At 62.6% G+C, this 18,102-nt stretch carries 19 protein-coding genes; 5 read left to right on the top strand and 14 right to left on the bottom strand.

Features of this window, described 5'->3' with window-relative positions; translation table 11 throughout:
• Positions 1–62: 62 nt before the first annotated feature.
• Both ACZ1HH_RS01700 and ACZ1HH_RS01695 read left to right on the top strand, forming a co-directional pair.
• Positions 63–1,388: an MFS transporter gene (locus tag ACZ1HH_RS01700; RefSeq protein WP_472637129.1), complete on the top strand. Its 1,326-nt coding sequence runs from the start codon at positions 63–65 to the stop codon at positions 1,386–1,388.
• 1 nt (position 1,389) lies between these two features.
• Positions 1,390–1,818 carry a YqaA family protein gene (locus tag ACZ1HH_RS01695; protein ID WP_487320343.1) on the top strand — a complete coding sequence of 143 codons (429 nt, stop codon included), beginning with the start codon at positions 1,390–1,392 and terminating at the stop codon, positions 1,816–1,818.
• Positions 1,819–2,049: 231 nt separating this feature from the next.
• On the opposite strand, the gene tmpB is transcribed toward ACZ1HH_RS01695, so the two are convergent.
• Positions 2,050–2,640 carry a (R)-1-hydroxy-2-trimethylaminoethylphosphonate oxygenase gene (gene tmpB / locus ACZ1HH_RS01690; RefSeq protein ID WP_472637128.1) on the bottom strand — a complete coding sequence of 197 codons (591 nt, stop codon included), beginning with the start codon at positions 2,638–2,640 and terminating at the stop codon, positions 2,050–2,052.
• Positions 2,637–3,785 (bottom strand): 2-trimethylaminoethylphosphonate dioxygenase, encoded by a 1,149-nt coding sequence (tmpA, locus tag ACZ1HH_RS01685; RefSeq protein WP_472637127.1) that lies wholly within the window; start codon positions 3,783–3,785, stop codon positions 2,637–2,639. The genes tmpB and tmpA overlap by 4 nt, the downstream gene beginning before the upstream one ends.
• A 99-nt stretch (positions 3,786–3,884) precedes the next feature.
• Between tmpA and ACZ1HH_RS01680 the strand changes: the two genes are divergently transcribed.
• A complete protein-coding gene (locus tag ACZ1HH_RS01680) occupies positions 3,885–4,739 on the top strand; it encodes a LysR family transcriptional regulator (protein ID WP_472637126.1) in 855 nt (284 codons plus the stop codon).
• Positions 4,740–4,777: 38 nt separating this feature from the next.
• On the opposite strand, the gene ACZ1HH_RS01675 is transcribed toward ACZ1HH_RS01680, so the two are convergent.
• Entirely contained in the window at positions 4,778–5,680 is a 903-nt protein-coding gene (locus tag ACZ1HH_RS01675) for a LysR substrate-binding domain-containing protein (protein WP_487320342.1), read from the bottom strand.
• Between the two features lie 169 nt (positions 5,681–5,849).
• Between ACZ1HH_RS01675 and ACZ1HH_RS01670 the strand changes: the two genes are divergently transcribed.
• Complete coding sequence (locus ACZ1HH_RS01670) at positions 5,850–6,518, top strand: FMN-dependent NADH-azoreductase (RefSeq protein ID WP_487320341.1); 669 nt, start codon at positions 5,850–5,852, stop codon at positions 6,516–6,518.
• Positions 6,519–6,592: 74 nt separating this feature from the next.
• Here the strand turns inward: ACZ1HH_RS01670 and ACZ1HH_RS01665 are convergent, their stop codons facing one another.
• The 7 genes from ACZ1HH_RS01665 to ACZ1HH_RS01635 all read right to left on the bottom strand — a co-directional run bounded on the left by ACZ1HH_RS01665 (position 6,593) and on the right by ACZ1HH_RS01635 (position 13,481).
• Positions 6,593–7,294, bottom strand: coding sequence for a DUF1989 domain-containing protein (locus ACZ1HH_RS01665; RefSeq protein WP_472637124.1), 702 nt, complete (start codon positions 7,292–7,294; stop codon positions 6,593–6,595).
• Complete coding sequence (locus ACZ1HH_RS01660; protein WP_472637123.1) at positions 7,281–8,189, bottom strand: polysaccharide deacetylase family protein; 909 nt, start codon at positions 8,187–8,189, stop codon at positions 7,281–7,283. Before ACZ1HH_RS01660 ends, ACZ1HH_RS01665 begins: the two co-directional genes overlap by 14 nt.
• Positions 8,186–9,454, bottom strand: a complete 1,269-nt coding sequence (locus ACZ1HH_RS01655) for an amidase family protein (RefSeq protein WP_472637122.1) — start codon at positions 9,452–9,454, stop codon at positions 8,186–8,188. The genes ACZ1HH_RS01660 and ACZ1HH_RS01655 overlap by 4 nt, the downstream gene beginning before the upstream one ends.
• Positions 9,451–10,569: an ABC transporter ATP-binding protein gene (locus ACZ1HH_RS01650; RefSeq protein WP_487320340.1), complete on the bottom strand. Its 1,119-nt coding sequence runs from the start codon at positions 10,567–10,569 to the stop codon at positions 9,451–9,453. The genes ACZ1HH_RS01655 and ACZ1HH_RS01650 overlap by 4 nt, the downstream gene beginning before the upstream one ends.
• Entirely contained in the window at positions 10,566–11,387 is an 822-nt protein-coding gene (locus ACZ1HH_RS01645; protein WP_011537673.1) for an ABC transporter permease, read from the bottom strand. The genes ACZ1HH_RS01650 and ACZ1HH_RS01645 overlap by 4 nt, the downstream gene beginning before the upstream one ends.
• Positions 11,388–11,390: 3 nt before the next feature.
• A complete protein-coding gene (locus ACZ1HH_RS01640) occupies positions 11,391–12,278 on the bottom strand; it encodes an ABC transporter permease (RefSeq protein WP_472637121.1) in 888 nt (295 codons plus the stop codon).
• 87 nt (positions 12,279–12,365) lie between these two features.
• Entirely contained in the window at positions 12,366–13,481 is a 1,116-nt protein-coding gene (locus tag ACZ1HH_RS01635; protein ID WP_487320339.1) for a polyamine ABC transporter substrate-binding protein, read from the bottom strand.
• 105 nt (positions 13,482–13,586) lie between these two features.
• Here ACZ1HH_RS01635 and ACZ1HH_RS01630 point away from each other — a divergent pair, with 105 nt between their 5' ends.
• Complete coding sequence (locus ACZ1HH_RS01630) at positions 13,587–14,459, top strand: LysR substrate-binding domain-containing protein (protein ID WP_472637119.1); 873 nt, start codon at positions 13,587–13,589, stop codon at positions 14,457–14,459.
• Between the two features lie 86 nt (positions 14,460–14,545).
• Here ACZ1HH_RS01630 and ACZ1HH_RS01625 read toward each other — a convergent pair whose 3' ends face one another.
• The 4 genes from ACZ1HH_RS01625 to ACZ1HH_RS01610 form a co-directional block, all read right to left on the bottom strand.
• Entirely contained in the window at positions 14,546–15,103 is a 558-nt protein-coding gene (locus ACZ1HH_RS01625; protein ID WP_472637118.1) for a thioredoxin family protein, read from the bottom strand.
• Positions 15,104–15,176: 73 nt separating this feature from the next.
• The gene (locus tag ACZ1HH_RS01620; RefSeq protein ID WP_416367827.1) at positions 15,177–15,743 is read right to left on the bottom strand and encodes a carboxymuconolactone decarboxylase family protein; all 567 of its coding nucleotides are present in this window, start codon (positions 15,741–15,743) and stop codon (positions 15,177–15,179) included.
• 136 nt (positions 15,744–15,879) lie between these two features.
• Positions 15,880–16,464 carry a TetR/AcrR family transcriptional regulator gene (locus ACZ1HH_RS01615; RefSeq protein ID WP_472637117.1) on the bottom strand — a complete coding sequence of 195 codons (585 nt, stop codon included), beginning with the start codon at positions 16,462–16,464 and terminating at the stop codon, positions 15,880–15,882.
• A 788-nt stretch (positions 16,465–17,252) separates the two neighbouring features.
• Positions 17,253–17,795 carry a hypothetical protein gene (locus ACZ1HH_RS01610; RefSeq protein ID WP_472637116.1) on the bottom strand — a complete coding sequence of 181 codons (543 nt, stop codon included), beginning with the start codon at positions 17,793–17,795 and terminating at the stop codon, positions 17,253–17,255.
• Positions 17,796–18,102 lie beyond the last annotated feature (307 nt).

Here is an 18,102-nt window from a genome sequence, read left to right as displayed (position 1 = left end):
CAGCCCACGCCCAGCCCGGATCATTCCCGCGGTCGACCCGCCCCAGCCCGCCGAGGTTTCTGATGCTCTCGATTTTGGCAGACCGCACCTACCGGCATCTTTTCCTCGCGCAGGTCGTCGCCCTGTTAGGCACGGGGCTGTCGACGGTCGCGCTTGGGCTATTGGCCTATGACCTGGCGGGCAACAGCGCCGCGATGGTGCTCGGCACTGTCTTTACCCTGAAGATGGTCGCCTATGTGGGGATAGCGCCGGTGGCCGGGGCCTTTGCCGACAGGGTGAACCGACGCCAGTTGCTCGTGATCCTCGATCTGGTTCGCGCCGGGGTTGCCATCGCCCTGCCCTTTGTGACCGAGATCTGGCAGGTCTATGTGCTGATCTTCCTGCTGCAATCGGCCTCCGCCGCCTTTACGCCCACCTTTCAGGCAACCCTTCCGGATGTGTTGCCCGAAGAGGAGCGCTACACCCGCGCGCTGTCACTGTCGCGCCTCGCCTATGATCTCGAAAATATCATCAGCCCGACACTGGCCGCGCTGCTGTTGACCGTGATGGCCTACAACACGCTGTTCCTCGGCACGGCGATCGGGTTTCTGGGATCTGCGCTGCTTGTGGTCTCGGTGCTCCTGCCCAGCCCCAAGCCAAGCACCCGGCGCGGGATCTATGACCGCACCACACGCGGTATTCGGATTTACCTTGCCACGCCTCGGCTGCGCGGGCTCTTGTGTCTGAACCTCGCGGTCGCATCTGCCGGAGCCATGGTGCTGGTGAACTCGGTTGTGCTGATACGCGGAGAGCTTGGCCTCTCCGAGAGCGCGCTTGCCTGGACCCTCTTTGCCTTCGGGGCCGGGTCGATGCTGGCGTCTTTGGCGCTGCCGCGGGTGCTCGACACGCTGAAGGACCGTCCGGTGATGATCGTCGGGGCCGCCCTGATGGTGGGGGCGCTTCTTGGTCTTGCGGCTGTCATTGCCCTTGCCGATCTGTCCTGGGCTGGGGTGCTGGTGGCGTGGTTTCTGGTTGGGATCGGCTATTCAAGCACACAAACGCCCTCGGGCCGTTTGCTGCGCCGCTCCGCCCATGCCGAAGACCGCCCTGCAATCTTTGCCGCGCAGTTTGCGCTGTCCCACGCCTGCTGGCTGCTGACCTATCCGCTGTCCGGCTGGCTGATGACGGGGCTTGGCCCATTGCCAGCACTGGTCGTGCTGGCAGCCCTCTCCGGGCTCGGCATCCTTGCCTGCCTGCGGCTCTGGCCCAAGAACGCGCCCGACGTGATCCTCCATGACCATGAGGACCTGCCTGCGGACCATCCCCACATGCGCGAATTTGGCACCACACCACATCAACACGCGATCATCATCGACGATCTTCACCGTCACTGGCCGACGCAGAAATAGGATGATCGCCCTCCTTGGTCTGTTTTTCGCGGCGTTTCTGGCCGCGACTTTGATCCCTGCCCAATCCGAGGCGGTGCTTGTCGGGCTACTGCTGTCGGGGGGGCACTCTGCGCTGCTGCTGGTCATGACGGCCACGCTCGGCAATGTGCTTGGATCGGTGGTGAACTGGGTTTTGGGCCGCTTTCTCACCACCTATGCGGACCGGCGTTGGTTTCCCGTCTCCGAACAACAGCTCTCCAGGGCCGCAGGGTGGTACCGGCGCTGGGGCTATTGGAGCCTGCTTGGCAGCTGGTTGCCCATCGTCGGCGATCCGTTGACGCTCGCGGCAGGCGTGATGAAAGAGCCCCTCTGGCGTTTCATTTTGATTGTCACGCTCTCAAAGGGCGGACGCTATGTGGTGCTCGCCATGGCCACACAGGGGTTTCTCTGAGCTATTTCAGGAACTTGAGGCGCACGTATGGCCATCAGAAGCGTTCTCTCCGCCATGCAAGAACCACCTCACACATGACAACAACCAGGCGTCAAAGCCTGGCTGCTGGGGGCAAAGATCAAGTGATGCGATGTCGGGTGACCTTCGCCCGCTCCAGAAGCGCCCGGGCGCGATCCACCGTTCCATCGGTGCTCGGTCCGCCGACGCCCTGTCTGGGCATATCGCGCGCGATCAGACCGCCGACAGATGCCGGTCGACCATCCGCTGCACCATGGGGGCAAAATGCCAGAAGTCGGGTGTCTCCATCCCGGCGACCTTGCCCGCCTCGTCGAGGTAACGCACCGCGATGATCTGCTTGAGGTTCGGGTTCTGCTCGAAGGCGCTCACCTCTTCTGGTGACATCGGGCCCCCTTGCAGGTTCAAAGAGTGGACCGAAGCGTCTGAGAGGCGCTTGAAATACTCGGGCCGGGTGGCACAGAGATACCGCTTGGCCGCCACATGGTAGCGGCAGCAATCTGTGACAACTGACGGGAAAAACCGCTCCAGTACCTCGGCCCCCGCGTCCTCGTGATGGCGGTCCTCGGTGTCATCCATCGTGAACGTGCCAAATTCACTGGTGAAATGTCCGATATCATGCAGCAGCGCGCCGACGATGATCTCTTCGGGCTGGCCGCTGCGCTCTGCGATTGTGGCGCCTTGCAACATATGTTCGCCCATCGTCACAGGCTCGCCCAGATATTCCTCGTCCCCGCGGCGATCAAAAATCGACCCGATAAACGCTACGATGGTATCGCGGTTCAGGCTGTCGATATCCGGCTTCATTCCGCAGCCTCCACGCGCGCATCCCGCATCATCGCATGATAGGCGGAGCGCAGCCCGTCCTTGTCGGCGTAGCACCCTTGCAGCCAGCGTGTCCCCTCGCCCGAATAGCCCTTGCGCGCGTGCAGGACACGGGTGTTGTCGACCACAAAGGCCTCACCCGGTTCGAGCCGGAACGTCACCTCCATCGCCGTATCATCAATGATCTCGCCGAGGCGTCGGTAGGCGGCATAATACGCCTCCATCTTGTCAAAGGGCACATCCGTGATGGTGGCGCAGGAGCGATTGTTGAACCGAATGCCGATCAGCTCCCCATCCGGTGCCAGCTCGATCATCGGACGCCGGGAGGTCAGACACACGCCCGCCTCGCCCGCATATTCAAACTTTGCGCAATGCGTCGCCAAAAGCGCAAATCCCTCCGGGTCCTCTTCGCGCAGGCGCAGCGCGGCGGCAAAGCCGTCGACCACCATGTTCTCGCCCCCCGCGGCAGAGCTCTCGAGGCAATAGAGCACCTGAAGCGTCGGCACCGGATCGCGGTAGGGGTTGTCCGTATGCGCCTGAAGCCCGAGCCCGGTGAAGGCAAGGTTTGTGGGGTTCACCTCGGTACGCACCTCAAAATGCCGCCCGTAGTTGGTCTCGCGCACAAAGCCAAAGAGATCGACCACCTTGAACAGCCCGCCCGGCTCCACCGGGGCATTCTTGAGCTTGGCAAAGCCGTAGCGCACAATCTGCCCAAGCCAGTCACGCAGCGCCTGACCACCCTCGGCGAGCGCCGCAAAATCCCCACATGGCACATTGCCCATCAGCCCCGCATCCCATGGCTCGATTTCTTGCGCGAGCCACCCTTGGGTGCTGGGGGCAGCGCGGTCGTAGGAATGCGCCTCAAGCCACGCAAGATCATAGTCAACGGTCTTGTCCTCTGGCGCAAAGCGCACCTGCACCACCCCGTCCGGGTTGATCTGGGCGGTGGCGATCCTTGTGTCAGCGGGGATATCGCGCAGGGCGATCAACCGCTGGCCGTTCCCCGGCGCGCGGGTCTCGGCATCCTGCGCATTGTCGCGCAGCCAGATCGCATGGAACCGCTGCGTACCCGTGGCGGTTTCAAGGCTCAGATAGGTTCCGGATGGGTCAACGGAGAGTGTCGGCATAAGAGGCCCTTCGGGATTGATTTCGATTTCACTGGAGTCTCTCAGGGCCAATCAATAAACACAAATCAGGAATATATGACCTGAGACGTGGTTTTCCTTATGAATAAAGATCGCCTGCCTCCGCTTGAATGGATCCGCGCCTTCGAAGCCGCCGCGCGCCTTGGCAGCTTTACCGCCGCCGCAGAGGAAGTCGGGCTGACACAGGCCGCAGTGAGCCAGCGGATCGGACAGCTGGAGCAGCTTCTTGGCACGCCCCTTTTTCACCGCCGGGCCCGCGCCATCTCGCTCACGGTAGAGGGCGAAGCCTGGGTGCCCCACGTCCGACTTGCGCTCGAAGGGTTGCGCGACAGCACAGAGGCCGTCTTTGGCACCAGCCGCCAGCGTCTTACGCTTTCGGCCAGCCAGACCGTGATCGAGCTGTGGCTCCTGCCCAGACTGGCCCGCCTGCAAACGCTGACCAATGCTGAAATCTCGGTGCAGTCCATGGTTGTTGGTGCCCATGACGCGCCTCAAGACGATGTGATCCGCATTCGCTATGGTTCCGGCAACTGGCCGCATGCCTACCGCGCCAGCCTCTACAAGGAAGAGATCGCACCCGTCGCAGCCCCCGCGCTTGTGGCGGGCGCGCCGCATTGGACCGGCTTGCCCCGCATCGCCTGCGCGGGTCCGCGCCCGGGTTGGCACGCCTGGGCGGCACGCTTTGGTATCCCGACCACGCCCTTGCCAAGTCTCAGGTTCGACACTCACCTGTCGGCGCTTGGCGCGGCCAAGGCCGGGCTTGGTGTGTTTCTGGCCTCTCTGCCCCTCTGCGCCGAGGCTCTGGACAGCGGCGCCTTGGTGCGGCTCAGCACGGCTTCCCTGCCCCATCACGAGACCTACTGGATGCTGACGAGCCCAGAGGGTGTGTCGCGCGACCAATGGCAGGCGCTCACCCAGGCCATCACCGAAATCTGACCGCGACCGTTCATGATGCCCATCGGGTCAGGCAGCCGCTAAGGGGCAACCGGCGCCTCTGCAGAGTCGCGCGCCCAGGCGGCAAAACGCTCCACCTCCTCGAGACGCGGGTGATCGTTGCGCGCAACCGCCCAAAAGCTGCGCCCCGGCAATGAGGTTGTGGACAGCGGCTTCAATTGCCCGGCGGCAACGGATGCGGCGGCCAGAACGCTGGATGCAAGCACCACACCCTGCCCTGCAATCGCGGAATCAATAGCATGAATTTCCTCGGAAAAATGCTGCGAGACCTCCGGTACGTCCTGCGAAAGCCCCGCGGCGCGCGACCAGCCGTGCCAGCTTGGCGCGGCCTCCGCCCCCCCGCTCCAGCGGTAGGCAATCAGAGGCAACCCCAGCACATCCGCGTCCCGCGCAACCGGGTGTCGGCAGAGCAGGTCGGGCGCGCAGAGCGGCACCAGCCGGTCCTCGAAAAGTGCCAGCCAATGCCCCTCCGGGCCGGGCTGACGGGCGTATCGCACCGCAAAATCCACATCCCCCCCGGAGAGATCCACCGGTTGATTGTCCGCTTCAACCTTGAGGTTCAACCCCGCCTCGTTGCGCAGAGCGGGCAGACGCCGCATCAGCCAGAGGCTCGCGAAGGCCACCGTGACCGAGACCGTCAGCGGGCGGCGCGCATCTGGTTCTGAAAGCGCGGCGATCACATCGGCCATGCGATCAAAACCCTCACGCAGAACCGGATACAGCGCCGCGCCCTCAGCCGACAGCCGGATCGGGCGCGGGTAGCGGTGAAAGAGTTTGACACCGAGTATCTCTTCGAGGAGCCGGATCTGGTGGCTGATTGCCGTTGGCGTCAAATGGAGCTCGGCCGCGGCCCGCGCAAAATGCAGGTGCCGTGCAGCAGCTTCAAAGGCGCGAAGTGCATGGAGCGGAGGCAAGCGCCGCATCGGTCTCATCCTTTCTGTCTGGCTTTCTGTCTGAGGCGATGTCTTTGGGATCAATCTGGCCGACAGGTGGATGAATCTGCTTCATCCCGAGCCTGAGATATTCGCTTTCGCCAGTGCTGCGCGCGCTTGTTAGGCAAGGTGCATAGTGCATGGACACAGGAGATTGCCAATGCCCACTCTGTTGCGAATTGATGCAAGCGCCCAGCTTGAAGAACGCTCCCTCACCCGTCACCTGACCGATGTGTTCACCAAGGAATTCCTCGCCAAGGCCCCCGACACTAAGGTCATTACCCGCGATGTCGGGCGTGAGCCGATCCCTGCGATCGACCACAAATTCATCCACGCCGCCGTTACCCCACCCGAGGACAGAGAGCCGTGGATGGCCGAGCGTCTGGCGCTGTCGGATGAACTGGTCGATGAGGTGATCGCGGCCGACATTCTCGTGCTTGGCGCGCCGATGTACAACTACGGTATGCCCACCGCACTGAAGGGCTGGATCGACCATGTCGCGCGGATTGGCCGGACCTTTTCCTTTGATCTGGCGCGTGGCGACACCCCGATTGAGCCGATCCTCTCGGGCAAACGGCTGGTGGTGCTCTCCTCGCGCGGCGAGTTCGGCTTCGCGCCCGGGGGCGCGCGCGCGCATCTCAATGCGCTTGATCCGGCGCTGGCAGCCTGCGCGCATTACTTTGGCGTTGCGCAAGCCGACATCGAAACAATCGCGATCGAATACCAGGAGTTCAAGGACGCGCGCCACGAGGCATCGGTTGCTTCGGCTGAGACCCGCACCCGCGCGCGCGCCGCAGATCTGGCCGGTGCAGCGGTAAAAGCCGCCTGAGCGCCACGCCCAAGCCAAGACCCACCGGGCGCGTGGATGAAGATCCGCGCGCCTCAGACAATCTGCGCGCCAGGTCACGCGGGCCTTGGGCGCAGCCGCACATCCAGCGCGCGGGGCTGCGCCTCCTCACCGTTGATTGGCAAGAGATCCATCGGACAGCAGGAAATCACTACCACGACATCCAGTTCCGCGCGAAACAGCACATGGTCCCCCCTGCGTGAAACCGGAGGGAGCCATTCCATCGCGCCGCCCTCGACCACTGGGGTGTTCATCCAGAGGTTCAGCGGACAAGGCACCGTGGTCGGGCGCAGGCCCAGCGCGCCCAGCGCCATGCGCAGGTTGTCGGTGCAATTGTCGTGATAGCCCTCATGCCCAAGCTGCGCATAACGATGCACATCGCAGGAAGCCACAAGCGTGTCGTGGACCCCGGGCGAACTATCCTCCAGCAACGTCAGGATCGGACGGCGGCGATTGCTTACCAGCACATCGCCGGGACGCGGCGAGACGCGCCTCAACGTCGGGCGCAGGTGCTCCATTGACAGGTACTCGCCACAGTCACCCTCCACAAAGGCCCAGAAATCCCCGATCTGGCTGCCATCCCGGTTGATGACCATCAATGCCTCCCCCTGTGCCATGCGGATCGCCCGCCCCTGTCGGGCAGGGATGGTATAGGTCGCCTCGGGACGCAGTCGTCCGCCTTCTGCCAGCGTCTCATGGGCGCTTGGGTTTTCGCCATCGGGCCGCGCGGCCTCAAAGGGGCGGTCAAAACTGGTCATGCGTTTTCTCCATCAAAACGGGATTTGCGTAGGGAGCGGCAGGTTCGCGATGTGGCTGCCAAAGGCCTTCGGCCTCTTGGGAGGCCGCATAGGCGGCGATCTCTTCGAGCGGTGCGAACCAGACATCGCCACGCGCCAGCACCGCTTCGAGCCAGCGTTCCACGACCCGCCAGCGGGCCAGCCGCCCGGTGAGAAAAGGATGCCAGATGCCGATCCAGAGACCTCCGGCCTCATATTGCGCTTCAAACTCTTCAAAAGAGGCCTCAAGCCCGCGACGTGGCGACATCACCGGCATCTTATAGCCGATCTCGTCGAAATGCGCGAAGGGTGGCCAATCATCACTGCCCCAATGCACCGGCAGCTCGTAGAGCGCGCCCGTTGGGGTGTCGATCCGGTAGGGCAGATCATCCGCCATCATCGAACTCTCATAGGTCAGCCCATGCTGCACCGCGAGCGAGAGCACCTCGGGCGTGACGTTATAGACCGGGGCGCGGTAGCCGCGCGGCGTGCGACCGGTGAGGCGCCGGTGCACCTCCAGCGCCCGCTCGAACCAATAGGTCTGGTCTTCGGCGCTCTGCTCGGCTGGGTCTTCGTGCAGATACCCGTGATGACCGATCTCATGGCCCCCGGCGAGGATCGCCTCAACCGTTTCGGGATAGCGCTCCATCACCCAGCCGGGCATGAAGAAGGACTGCTTGAGCCCAAGCCGTCGGTAGGTGTCCAGGATGCGCGGCACGCCGGAATTGGGGCCATAGCGGCCCATGCTGATCGGATAGAGGCGGCGGTGCGCGTCTTCGGGACGGGCGATATGGATCAGGCTGTCGGCATCGACATCAAACGTGATCGCACAGGCGCAGCGGGCGCCATTGGGCCATTTTATCGGATTGCGGATCATCTGAGCTTATCCTTTCTCATCAACAGCTTTTCGACCTTTTGTGATGTCGCGAGCAGACGACGGTCGCTATGTGGCGGCCCGACCAGCTGCAGGCCCACCCAGCAGCCCGCCTCCGTCTGGCCGATGGGCAGCGAGATCGCTGGCAAATCGAGCAGACTGGCAGGCATCGTCAGGCGCAGGGCAGCGGCATTAGTGGCGGCAAAGACCTCCGGGTCTGCCAAGAGCGGCGCCAGAAGGGGCGCCTCGATGGCGACGGTGGGCAACACATAGAGGGTGTCTTCGGTCTGCATCCTGGCGCGCAGGCTGCAGGCCTGCCTTTTGACCTTTTCGAGTGGTTCGCAGTCCAGGCGGGCCGACACACGCAACCGCTCCGCAACAAAGGGGTCAAGGCGCAGAGCCGTCTCGGGAGCCAACAGATGCCCGTAGGTGTCCACCGCCTCACGCGCGCCGGGCCAGCCCCCTGCAGCGATCAGCGCCAATGCGTCCAGAAGGGGCGACTGTCTGGCGCGCTCCATCTTCAGCCCCGCCTCAGCAAGTCGGACCACCGCCGTTTTGCAACACGCCGCGACCCCTGCAGCCACATCACCAGCCCCAAGCACCTCATGGAGCACCCCAAGGCTGCTGGCCGCATCCGGACAGGTCTCATCGCCCGAGAGCACCGCATCCAGCGCGATAATGTCACGCACCGAGCGGGCAAAGCCGCCTACGGTGTCGTAACTCGGGGCAAGCGGCATCACCCCCGCCATCGGATAGCGCCCGCGTGTGGGGCGAAAGCCCACCACGCCCTGAAACGCCGCTGGCACCCGACAAGAGCCAGCGGTATCCGTGCCCACCGCGAGCCGGGTGATCCCCCGCGCCACCGAAGCCGCCGCTCCCGAGGACGATCCCCCCGGCACCCGCCCCTCAAGGAGCGGGGTGCCGTGATGCGGATTGTAACCGATCCCGGAAAACGCAAGCTCGGACTGGTTGGTGATACCGATGCTGACAAGCCCTGCCCTGCGCGCACGGGTCACGACCTCTGCATCCGAAACGGCGGGCGCCAGCTTCGGGTCATGGGCCGCGCCTGCACGCGCCGCGACACCCTTTAGGGCAATCATGTCCTTCCAGGAGATTGTGGCCCCATCAAGCGGGCCCAGCTTGGAGCGACGCGCCGCGCTTTCTCGGGCTTCTGCGCGGGCGCGCTCCGGCAAGCGCGACAGGAACACCTCCGGCGCTTGCTCGGCGCGGCTCAGCGCCTCTTGGGTGGCCTCGAGGACAGCGCTCATGCCGCCCTGCCCCTCGCATCGCCCCCCTCGGCCTGCGGCGGCTCGAGAAGGAATCCGTCGCTCGGGTGCCAGGAGGCATAGACCTGCGCGCCAATGCTGGCGTCGAGTTGCTCCAGTTCGCGCTGCTGTACCTGCGCCACAAGGCTGTGCCCGGAGGCCGTGGCCAGATGCAGGTTGACCACCGCGCCGGCGAATTCTTCCGACACCAATGTGCAGGCGATCTCGTTTTCGCCCCAGCCCGGGTTGGCCGTCACCGAGATCCGGTCCGCCCGCACTGCCAGATCGGCGCGCGCACCCTCCGCGTGCGTAAAGCTGCCTGCAAGCTGAACCTTGCCGTCTCGGGTCTCCAGATACCGCTTGCCCCCTGGGGTGCCGGCAATCTTGCCTTCCAACAGGCTGATGCCGCCGACAAACTGCGCGACAAACTTGCTGCGCGGGCGCAAGAAGATGTCCTGCGGGCTGCCAATCTGCTCGACCCGGCCACCGTTCATGATGACAACACGATCCGCAAGCGAGAAAGCCTCAGAATGGCTGTGGGTCACATAGACAAAGGTGATACCCAGCTCACGCTGCAGCTTTTTCAGCTCACCCTGCATCTTGATCGCCATATGGGCATCCAGTGCCGACAGCGGCTCATCCAGAAGCAGCACCTTGGGTTCAAGGACAAGGCTGCGCGCCAGCGCGACGCGTTGCCGCTGCCCCCCCGAGAGCCGCGCCACATTGCGATCCGCGTAACCCGAGATGCCCAGCCGCTCCAGCCAGTCATCGGCGCGGCGACGGCGCTCGGTCCTGGAAACACCGCGCATCTTCAGCCCGAACTCGACGTTTTCACGCACGGTCATAAACGGAAACAGCGCAAGGCTCTGCCAGACCATCGGGGTTTCGCGCTCCCAGACCGGCAACTGGTCGATCCGGGTGCCTGCCAGGGTGATCTCGCCCCGGTCTGCGGTCTCAAGCCCGGCCAGCATGCGCAGGCTTGTGGTCTTGCCGCAGCCAGACGGCCCCATGATGGCGATGAACTCCCCTTCGGCAATATCCAGCGAGACCTCCTCGACGGCAACAAAGCTGCCATAGGACTTGGCCAGCCCATCCAGTTTCAGATGTGAGTGGGTCATGTTGTCTCCTCCTTGGACATGGCGCCGCTGCTCTGGGTCAGGACCACGCCAAGCGCGATCAGAACCAGCGTCAGCGTGACGGAAAAACTCAATGTGCCGATCACATGGATCGTGGGATCCACCTGCCCCTGCAGCGTGGTCAGAACCGCAACCGGGATGGTCTGGTTGAGCCCCCCGGTGAACCAGGAGATGACATATTCATCAAAGGACACGGCAAAGGTGATGAGAAAGGCTGCAAAGATCGCGGGCAACGTATGGGGCAGAACGATCCGGGTAAGCGCAGAATGCGGCAGCGCGCCGAGGTTCTGAGCCGCAATTTCAAGGCTGTCATCAAGCTGCGCCAGCCGCAGGCGGCAGACCGCCATCGCAAAAGGGGCCGCGATCACCACATGGGCCGCCACCACCGCCATCAAGGTCCCTGCGATCCCGATGCGAGAGAAAAAGGCGAGCATGGCAAGCCCCAGGATCACCAGCGGCACCGTCGGCGGTAACAAGGCCAGCGCCAGAACGGCTCTCTGGCCGGTAAAACGGAACCGATAATCTGCATAAGCCGCGGCAAATCCAAGCGCCGTCGCGATGAGCGCGGTGAGCATGGCCACGCGCAGGCTGTTCCAGAGGGCGTCCAGCATGGCGCGGTCGCTGAGGACTTGCGCATACCATTTGGAACTGAACCCCGACAGGCTGAGGCTGGGGAAACGATCGGCGCTGAAAGAGAACATCACGGCCGACAGGATCGGGGCATAAAGCAGCACGAACACCAGAACGAGGCCGCCAATCCAGAAGGCTTTGGGAAGGGCATGTTTCAGATGAACAGGCATGGCTTATCCTTTCTCGCGGTACGCCCAGAGGACGGTGACAAAGGCCGTGATCAAAAGGCTTGCGATCATCATCAGCGCCACCACGGCGGCGCGTGGCCATTGCTGGCCTGCCCGCACCAGATCCGTCACGAGGATCGGGAGGGTCTGAAAGCTGCCGCCCCCGAGATAAGACGCGCTGACGAACTCGGCATAGGAGAGCAGAAACGCAAACAGCAGCCCCAGCGTGAGTCCGGGCCGGGCGGCGGGCAGGATCACCTGCAACAGGATGGCTCCGGGACGTGCGCCAAGGTTTGCCGCCGCCGAAATTCCGGTCCGGTCCACATTCACAAGCGCGATGGTCTGCAGGATCAGCACCACCGGCAGCGCCAGGGTTGCATGTCCCAGAAACAGCGCGAAATAGGTGTTGAGCAGGCTCTCGCCGCTGCCACCCAGGGCTTGCACAATCGACGGGATCACGCCGCCCTCGGTCAGGAAGACCTGCCAGGAGTAAACCCGCACCAGATAGCTTGTGAAAAACGGTGCAATCGCCAGCCCCAGCAGGATCAGCCGCTGCCGCGGTGCCACCACAAAGGCCATCGCGTAGGAAGCCGGAAACGCCAAAAGCGAAATCGCGACCGCGCTGGCCATGGCAAGGCCGTAGCTGCGCCAGAAGCTCGCCCAGAGGAACTCGAGCCCCAGCACATAGCGCCAGGCCGAGAGCGTGGCGTCAGGTGTGAGCCGGTAGTTCACCACCGACCAGAAGGAAATCGCCACCAGCAGGCCAAGCGGCACCGCAAAAAACAGCAGCAGCCAGACCGGCAGCGGCAGCACCCAGAGCGCCCGCCAGAAACGGCCAAACAGAAACGGGGTCCGGCGCCCCGAGGCGGGTGCCGGAGAAAAATAAGACGTCATATCGAGATCTCCAAGAAGCGGTCGCCCCGGCCCCCGTGCGGGGCAAACAGGGCTCAGAGACGGCCCGGACAGGGGCTCACGCAGGCATCAGGCGTTCTTGTACCGGGTCCATGCGTCGTTCCAGGTTTCCAGCGATTGCTGTACCGGAAGCTCGCGCAGACGGATCCGCCCGGCGCGGATTTCATCCAGCGCATTGGGGCCGTTCAGCACCATGTTCTGACGTTTGGCCTCGCCCGGTTGCTCTGCGTTCAACCGCGCCCAGCCCGACCGCGTCGGGATCATCGCCGGATAGGCCTTGAGCGTCGCGGTTTTGACCTGCCCGTCGGGCGAGAGCATGTACTGGATGAACTGACGCGCCAGATCCGGGTTCCGGGAGCGGGTGCCAATCGACAGCGACTCGGTCCACTGCAGTCCCCCTTCCTCGGGGATAGTCGTGGTGACATCGGCACCATCTCGGGCCAGGACGCCCGTGATCCAGTCACCAATGCCGGGGATCGCGGTAACCTCTCCGGACCGCAGCGCCGACAGCATGCCGCCATAATCATAGAACCCGCGCACCTGCGGGCGCAGCGACATCATCGTCTCTGTGAGCGCCGCCCAATCTCCCGCACCGAGATCAAAGGGCGCCGCGTTGCCATTCATGAGGCTCAGGGCCCCCAGGTTGGGCAGATGCCAGTCAAAATGGCCGATCCGCCCCTCGTGGCGGGTCTCCCACATGCTACGATAGCTGCGCGCCTCCGCCTCGCTCATGGCGCCGCGATGATGCGACAGGCCCAGAAAGCCGAACCTCAGAAACACCGCGTAGGGCTGGCCGTCGAACCAATGCCCACGGAAATTCTGGAACTCGGGGAAAAAGTCGTCAAACGGATAATCCTCGGGCGAGAGCGGGTCGATGAACCCGGCTTGCTGCAGCTGCACCACATATTCCGCGTCCGACAGGATCACATCATAAGTGCCCGCCGGGGACTGCGCGATCTGCGCCAGCATCTGATCGCCGCCGACATATTCCTTGGCGCGGATGCGCACGTTATGCGCCTCTTCAAACGCGCCGATCACATCCGGGTCCGCATGGCCGGCCCATGTCAGCATCGACAGATCGCGACGCCCTTGGGCACGCAGGACGGACGGGGCCGCAAGGGTGGCCGCTGCTGCGATCCCCCCCTTGATCAGACGCCGGCGGGTGGTGATAATATTTCGTGTCATTTTATCCTCCCTTTTCATTCCACAAGCTTCAGAAAGAGGAGGCCGAAAAACAAATGACCATTCGTCAGCCCATGCTGAGATTTCTTTTCTCACCCGAGACGTGCAATGCGTAAACTCCCGCCGCTCAACGCAATTCGTGCCTTCGAGGCTGTCGCCAGACGGCTCAGTTTTGCCGATGCGGGCGATGAACTCGGGGTGACGGCCACCGCGATCAGCCACCAGATCAGGCATCTTGAGGCCTATCTCGGGTTTCAACTGATTGAGCGCCGCCCCCGCCAGATCGCCCTCACCCCCGCAGGCCAGGAATTGTTTCCCAAGCTGCAGATGGCGTTCGACACACTCGGAGAAGCCTTTGCGATGCTCGACAAGGATGTGGAGCAATCCCTGGCGCGGGTCACGGCCACCTATGCCTTTGCCGAGCGTTGGCTGGTGCCGCGACTGACGGGATTTTTCGAGCAGCACCCCGACATCCGCGTCGAGGTGGAGACGGATGACGCCATCCTTGATTTACGCGCGGATCGGCTGGATTTGGCGATCCGCTACGGTCCTCATACCGCGGCAACGGAACACGCCGAAGTCCTGTTCTCGGACCGTTTCATCCCCCTGCGGCTGGCCAGCCAGCCCGAGGCAGACCTGCAAGAAAGCCGCCTGCTGGGATTTCGCTGGCGCAATGCGGATATGGGCGGGCCAGTCTGGGAAGATTGGTTCAAGGCAGCCGGAGAGCCCTTCCCCGCCGAACGCATGACCCGCTTCAGCGATGAAAGCTCGGCCTTCAATGCGCTGGACCGAGGGTTGGGGCTGCTTTTGTCCAGCAGCGCGCTCGCCGACGAAGGCCTGCAGTCGGGTCGCTACCAACAGGTCCCGGGCCCCGAGCTTCACGGGTTTGCCTTTTACCTCGTGCGCAACCCGCTGTCGCGCAACAAACAGGGTGTAAGGGTCTTCACCGATTGGATCAGAGAGGCCGCCAAGGAGAGCTGAGCGGCGCGAGGCCCCCACAGAGTTCTGCAACAGCTTCCCGAATGGATCAGATCACAGCGACGGTCCGGGCGTCGCGGGATCGGGCCTCAACCTCTGGCGCTGCGCCATTTGATCGAACATCCCATTGACGGCAACTGTTCTTGTGGCCCCTCACCCGTCCTCGCGATCTGCCGCATGGCCGCGACCAGCTCGCGGTTGCGACCTGCAGGCGCATCAAAACGGGCGTTGTCCAGACGACCGCGATATTGCAACGCGCCCGCGGCATTGAGGCCAAAGAAGTCCGGCGTGCAAACCGCGCCCCAAGCCTGCCCAACCGACTGATCTTCATCAACGAGATAGGGAAAACGCCAGCCCACTTCGCGCGCAAACCGCTGCATATAGGCCGGATGGTCCATCGGCACCGCGTGATAGTCGTTCGACATGACCGCCAGCACGCCAATGCCCTCGTCCAACAAAGTACCAGTGTCCTCTGCCAGCCGGTCGGCAACCGCCTGCACATAGGGGCAATGGTTGCAGAGAAAGGCCACAAGCAGCCCCTTCTCGCCGAGATGATCGGACATCGTATAGGGGCGACCCTCGGGATCGCGCAGCGTGAAATCAGGTGCCTTCCAGCCGAAGGCACAAAGGGGCGTGTCGCGCAGCATGCGGCATAATCCTTGCATAAATTTATGGTGGCCCCGCACGGATGCGCGGGACCGGGGGCAAAACGCGTGGGCGTTATTCCGCAGCGACGGCTGTTTTCTCCCAGGCAAACGCCTGGAACGGCGCGTCTACTGGCGTCTCTGCGAGGTGGTTGGTGTAGTTCGACAGAACCTTCTGCGCCAAACCAACAAGAATATCGAGGATCGCGCGCGGCTCGAACCCGGCCTGAAGAAAGCGCTCCACCTCTGCCTTTGGAGCATTGCCCCGCTCGCGCACGAGGATCAGCGTGAACTGGCGCAGCGCCTCAAGGCGCGGATCGGCAAGCGGACGCTCCTCCCGCAGAGCGGCGACAATCTCGTCATCGACCCCCTGCATCTTGGCAATGGCGGTATGTGCGGGCACGCAGTAGTGGCAATTATGCTCGACGTTGATCGTCAGCCACACGATGTTGCGCTCGGTCACCGAAAGCGCGGTGCGCTCAAACAGCTCATGCAGTTTGAAATAGCTCTCCAGCAGCTCCGGCGACGCGGACATCACCTGATAAAGGCCAGGCAGCATGCCATAGTCCTTCACGGCCTGTTCCATCAGGGGTTTTGCAGCTTCGGGGGCGGTTTCGATCGAATGGTGGGTGAACACGGTCATGTCTTACTCCAAGCCGGCGAGTCGGGAGGATGACAATCCATCGAGGCCGGCACTCGATAGATTATGGATGAACGAACATAAATTGTCCGCAATGAATGGACCGAGCCCCGAAGGCGTCAGGCGGATCTATCAGGGCCTAGGTCAAAAGTGAGAGCAGCGCGTGATGCGCGGCACGGGATACCTCCGGATCTTGGCGGGCCACGGCCTGCGTCATGGCGCCATTGCCGACCGAGATCACCAACCGGGCCAATGCCTCTGGGGGCGCGGCAGAGGGTATCTCGCCCGCCAGTTGTGCGCGGTCAAAGGCCTGCGTGAGCGCCTGCAACAACAGGGTATCACCCCGGCGAATTTCCGAGGTCATATGCGGATCAAGCCCAACCTCGGCGGTGGCGCGTACCAACAGGCACCCGTGTCCATTGCCAGAAGACGCATCCGCCTCCCAGGCGTTCAGCAGCGCACTCAGATTGTCCCTGAACGGCGCATCTTGGGCGAGCAACGCGCAGGCCTTGCGCACCCGTTGGTCGATATAAAGCGCCAGCGCACGCCGGAACAAATCGGGCTTTTCACCAAACGCGTAGGTCAGGCTTTGCCGCCGAAGGCCGGTGGCTTGTTCGAGGTCGCGATAGGTGGTGCCATTGTACCCGCCTTCCCAAAACGCGGTCATCGCCGCCTGGAGTGCGGTGTCTTCGTCAAAGGATCTGGGGCGTCCGGTGCGTGTCATACCGGATATATGGACACACGTACATAAACCTTCAAGCCCTAGGATGGATTATCTGTGCGCAATCGTTTTTGCGGCGTCCACGGGGGGATAGAACGAAGCAACAGTCTGGGCCACCCTGACCAGACCTCTCGCCCGCACGCATCAACGCAAGCGGCCAAACCGGATCACGCCCAGCGCAACTGGCATCTGTGCTTGCGACGCTGACGGGATGTTCGGACAAATCCACATTCGCGCGCGGCGCCAAGCGTCAGCTATTTGGAGGCGAGGCGTGGAACGTCGAACACCATTGACCCAATCAGCGACCAAAGCCTGAGAGAACGGCACGGCCGCGCCTTTCGATTTTGACCCAAACGTCAAGTATTTCTGACCCAAAATCGACAGCGGCCGCACATGCAGATCGAAACAACGGCGGGTGCAGAGGCCCACTTTACCAAATGCTGCTCCCTGGTCGAATGACTGGAAAGCGCAGTTAGTGACCTCCGTAAAGTCGTGGTTTTGATCTGTAAAGCAGCGGCCACACGATGCACGAGGACTAGGAGAAGCCGCCGTTCGCCGAGCTTGCCCAAACCGAAACCGAAGATCATGAAAACCAGACCCGCAGGTGCAGCCGACGACCACCTTCGAACGCAGGGGATGTGGGGCTATCCGGCCCTACGCGACATGTGCTGCTCAGAGCAATCGAGCGCGATTTCCTTAGCGACAATTGTTGCCAGAATCGGGATGATGGCAGCCACCTCACAGCAAGCAATGGAACCGCGTTGAGACTGCCATCTTTAGCAGCTAGTGTTTTAGCTGCATTTCAGCTTAGCAAAGAAAAGTCTTTCGTCAGAAAAACTGGCTAGGCTTCCATGCGCCCGGACAGTTAAATCAAGGCCGCGGTCATATCCAAGCCACTGGCAGCTCCCCTCTTGTTGAACAGCGCGCTCTGCCAAATTGATAAACTCCTTAAGCCCAAGCTCAGGCTGCGGTTTAGGCGCGGGTAGCGCCGCAAGTTTTGTACGGCATTCGTCATACAACTGTTGTGCATTGGCGGGCTGTTTCCTCAAAATAAGGTCACAAGCACCTATGTTTCCTGTAACAGTCCAGCCATTTGACAGCTGCGCCTTTCGCGGGGTGTAGGTTGGGTCTTTGAACAGCCTCGTGAACATGTAAATGCTTGTGCCCTTTTCCGTCGGAAAGGCTTCATGCAATGAACTTAATTGCAGCATGTCGTTCCAGGTTACCGTCATTGCGTCGATCTGAATTGACTTTCGGCTGACGCTGCCTTGTGTTGTGCTACAAGCTGAGAGGAGAAGGGCGAGTACGAATTTTGTTGTGAGATGGCGGAGCATTTATTAGGCACTTTGAAAGAGTTGCATTGGCATAGCCGACATTCTCCAAGTAGAACACGGCCTTTGCCACTCTGGCGGCGCTTTGCGCGCCAATCAAGCTGTTTGGGGCCGCTGTGCCGTGGGTCTGGCTTCTGACGCGCGAACTGAGTGTGAATTCTGATCTCGGCGGCGGGGGTGATCCGGGTTTTGGTTTGATCGCCCCCCTTTGGACAGACCAGTCGAGCCACTTTCCAACGGGATTTACCGCTGCCCTCGGTCGTTGCCTCCGCAACATACGAGTGGCCGCATTGTCCGCAACCTGTGAACT

It is taken from the genome of Epibacterium sp. HA2-3, from assembly GCF_055693725.2.
The sequence above is the reverse complement of the archived record's forward strand: the minus strand, read 5'-3'. Positions and strand labels throughout refer to the sequence as shown.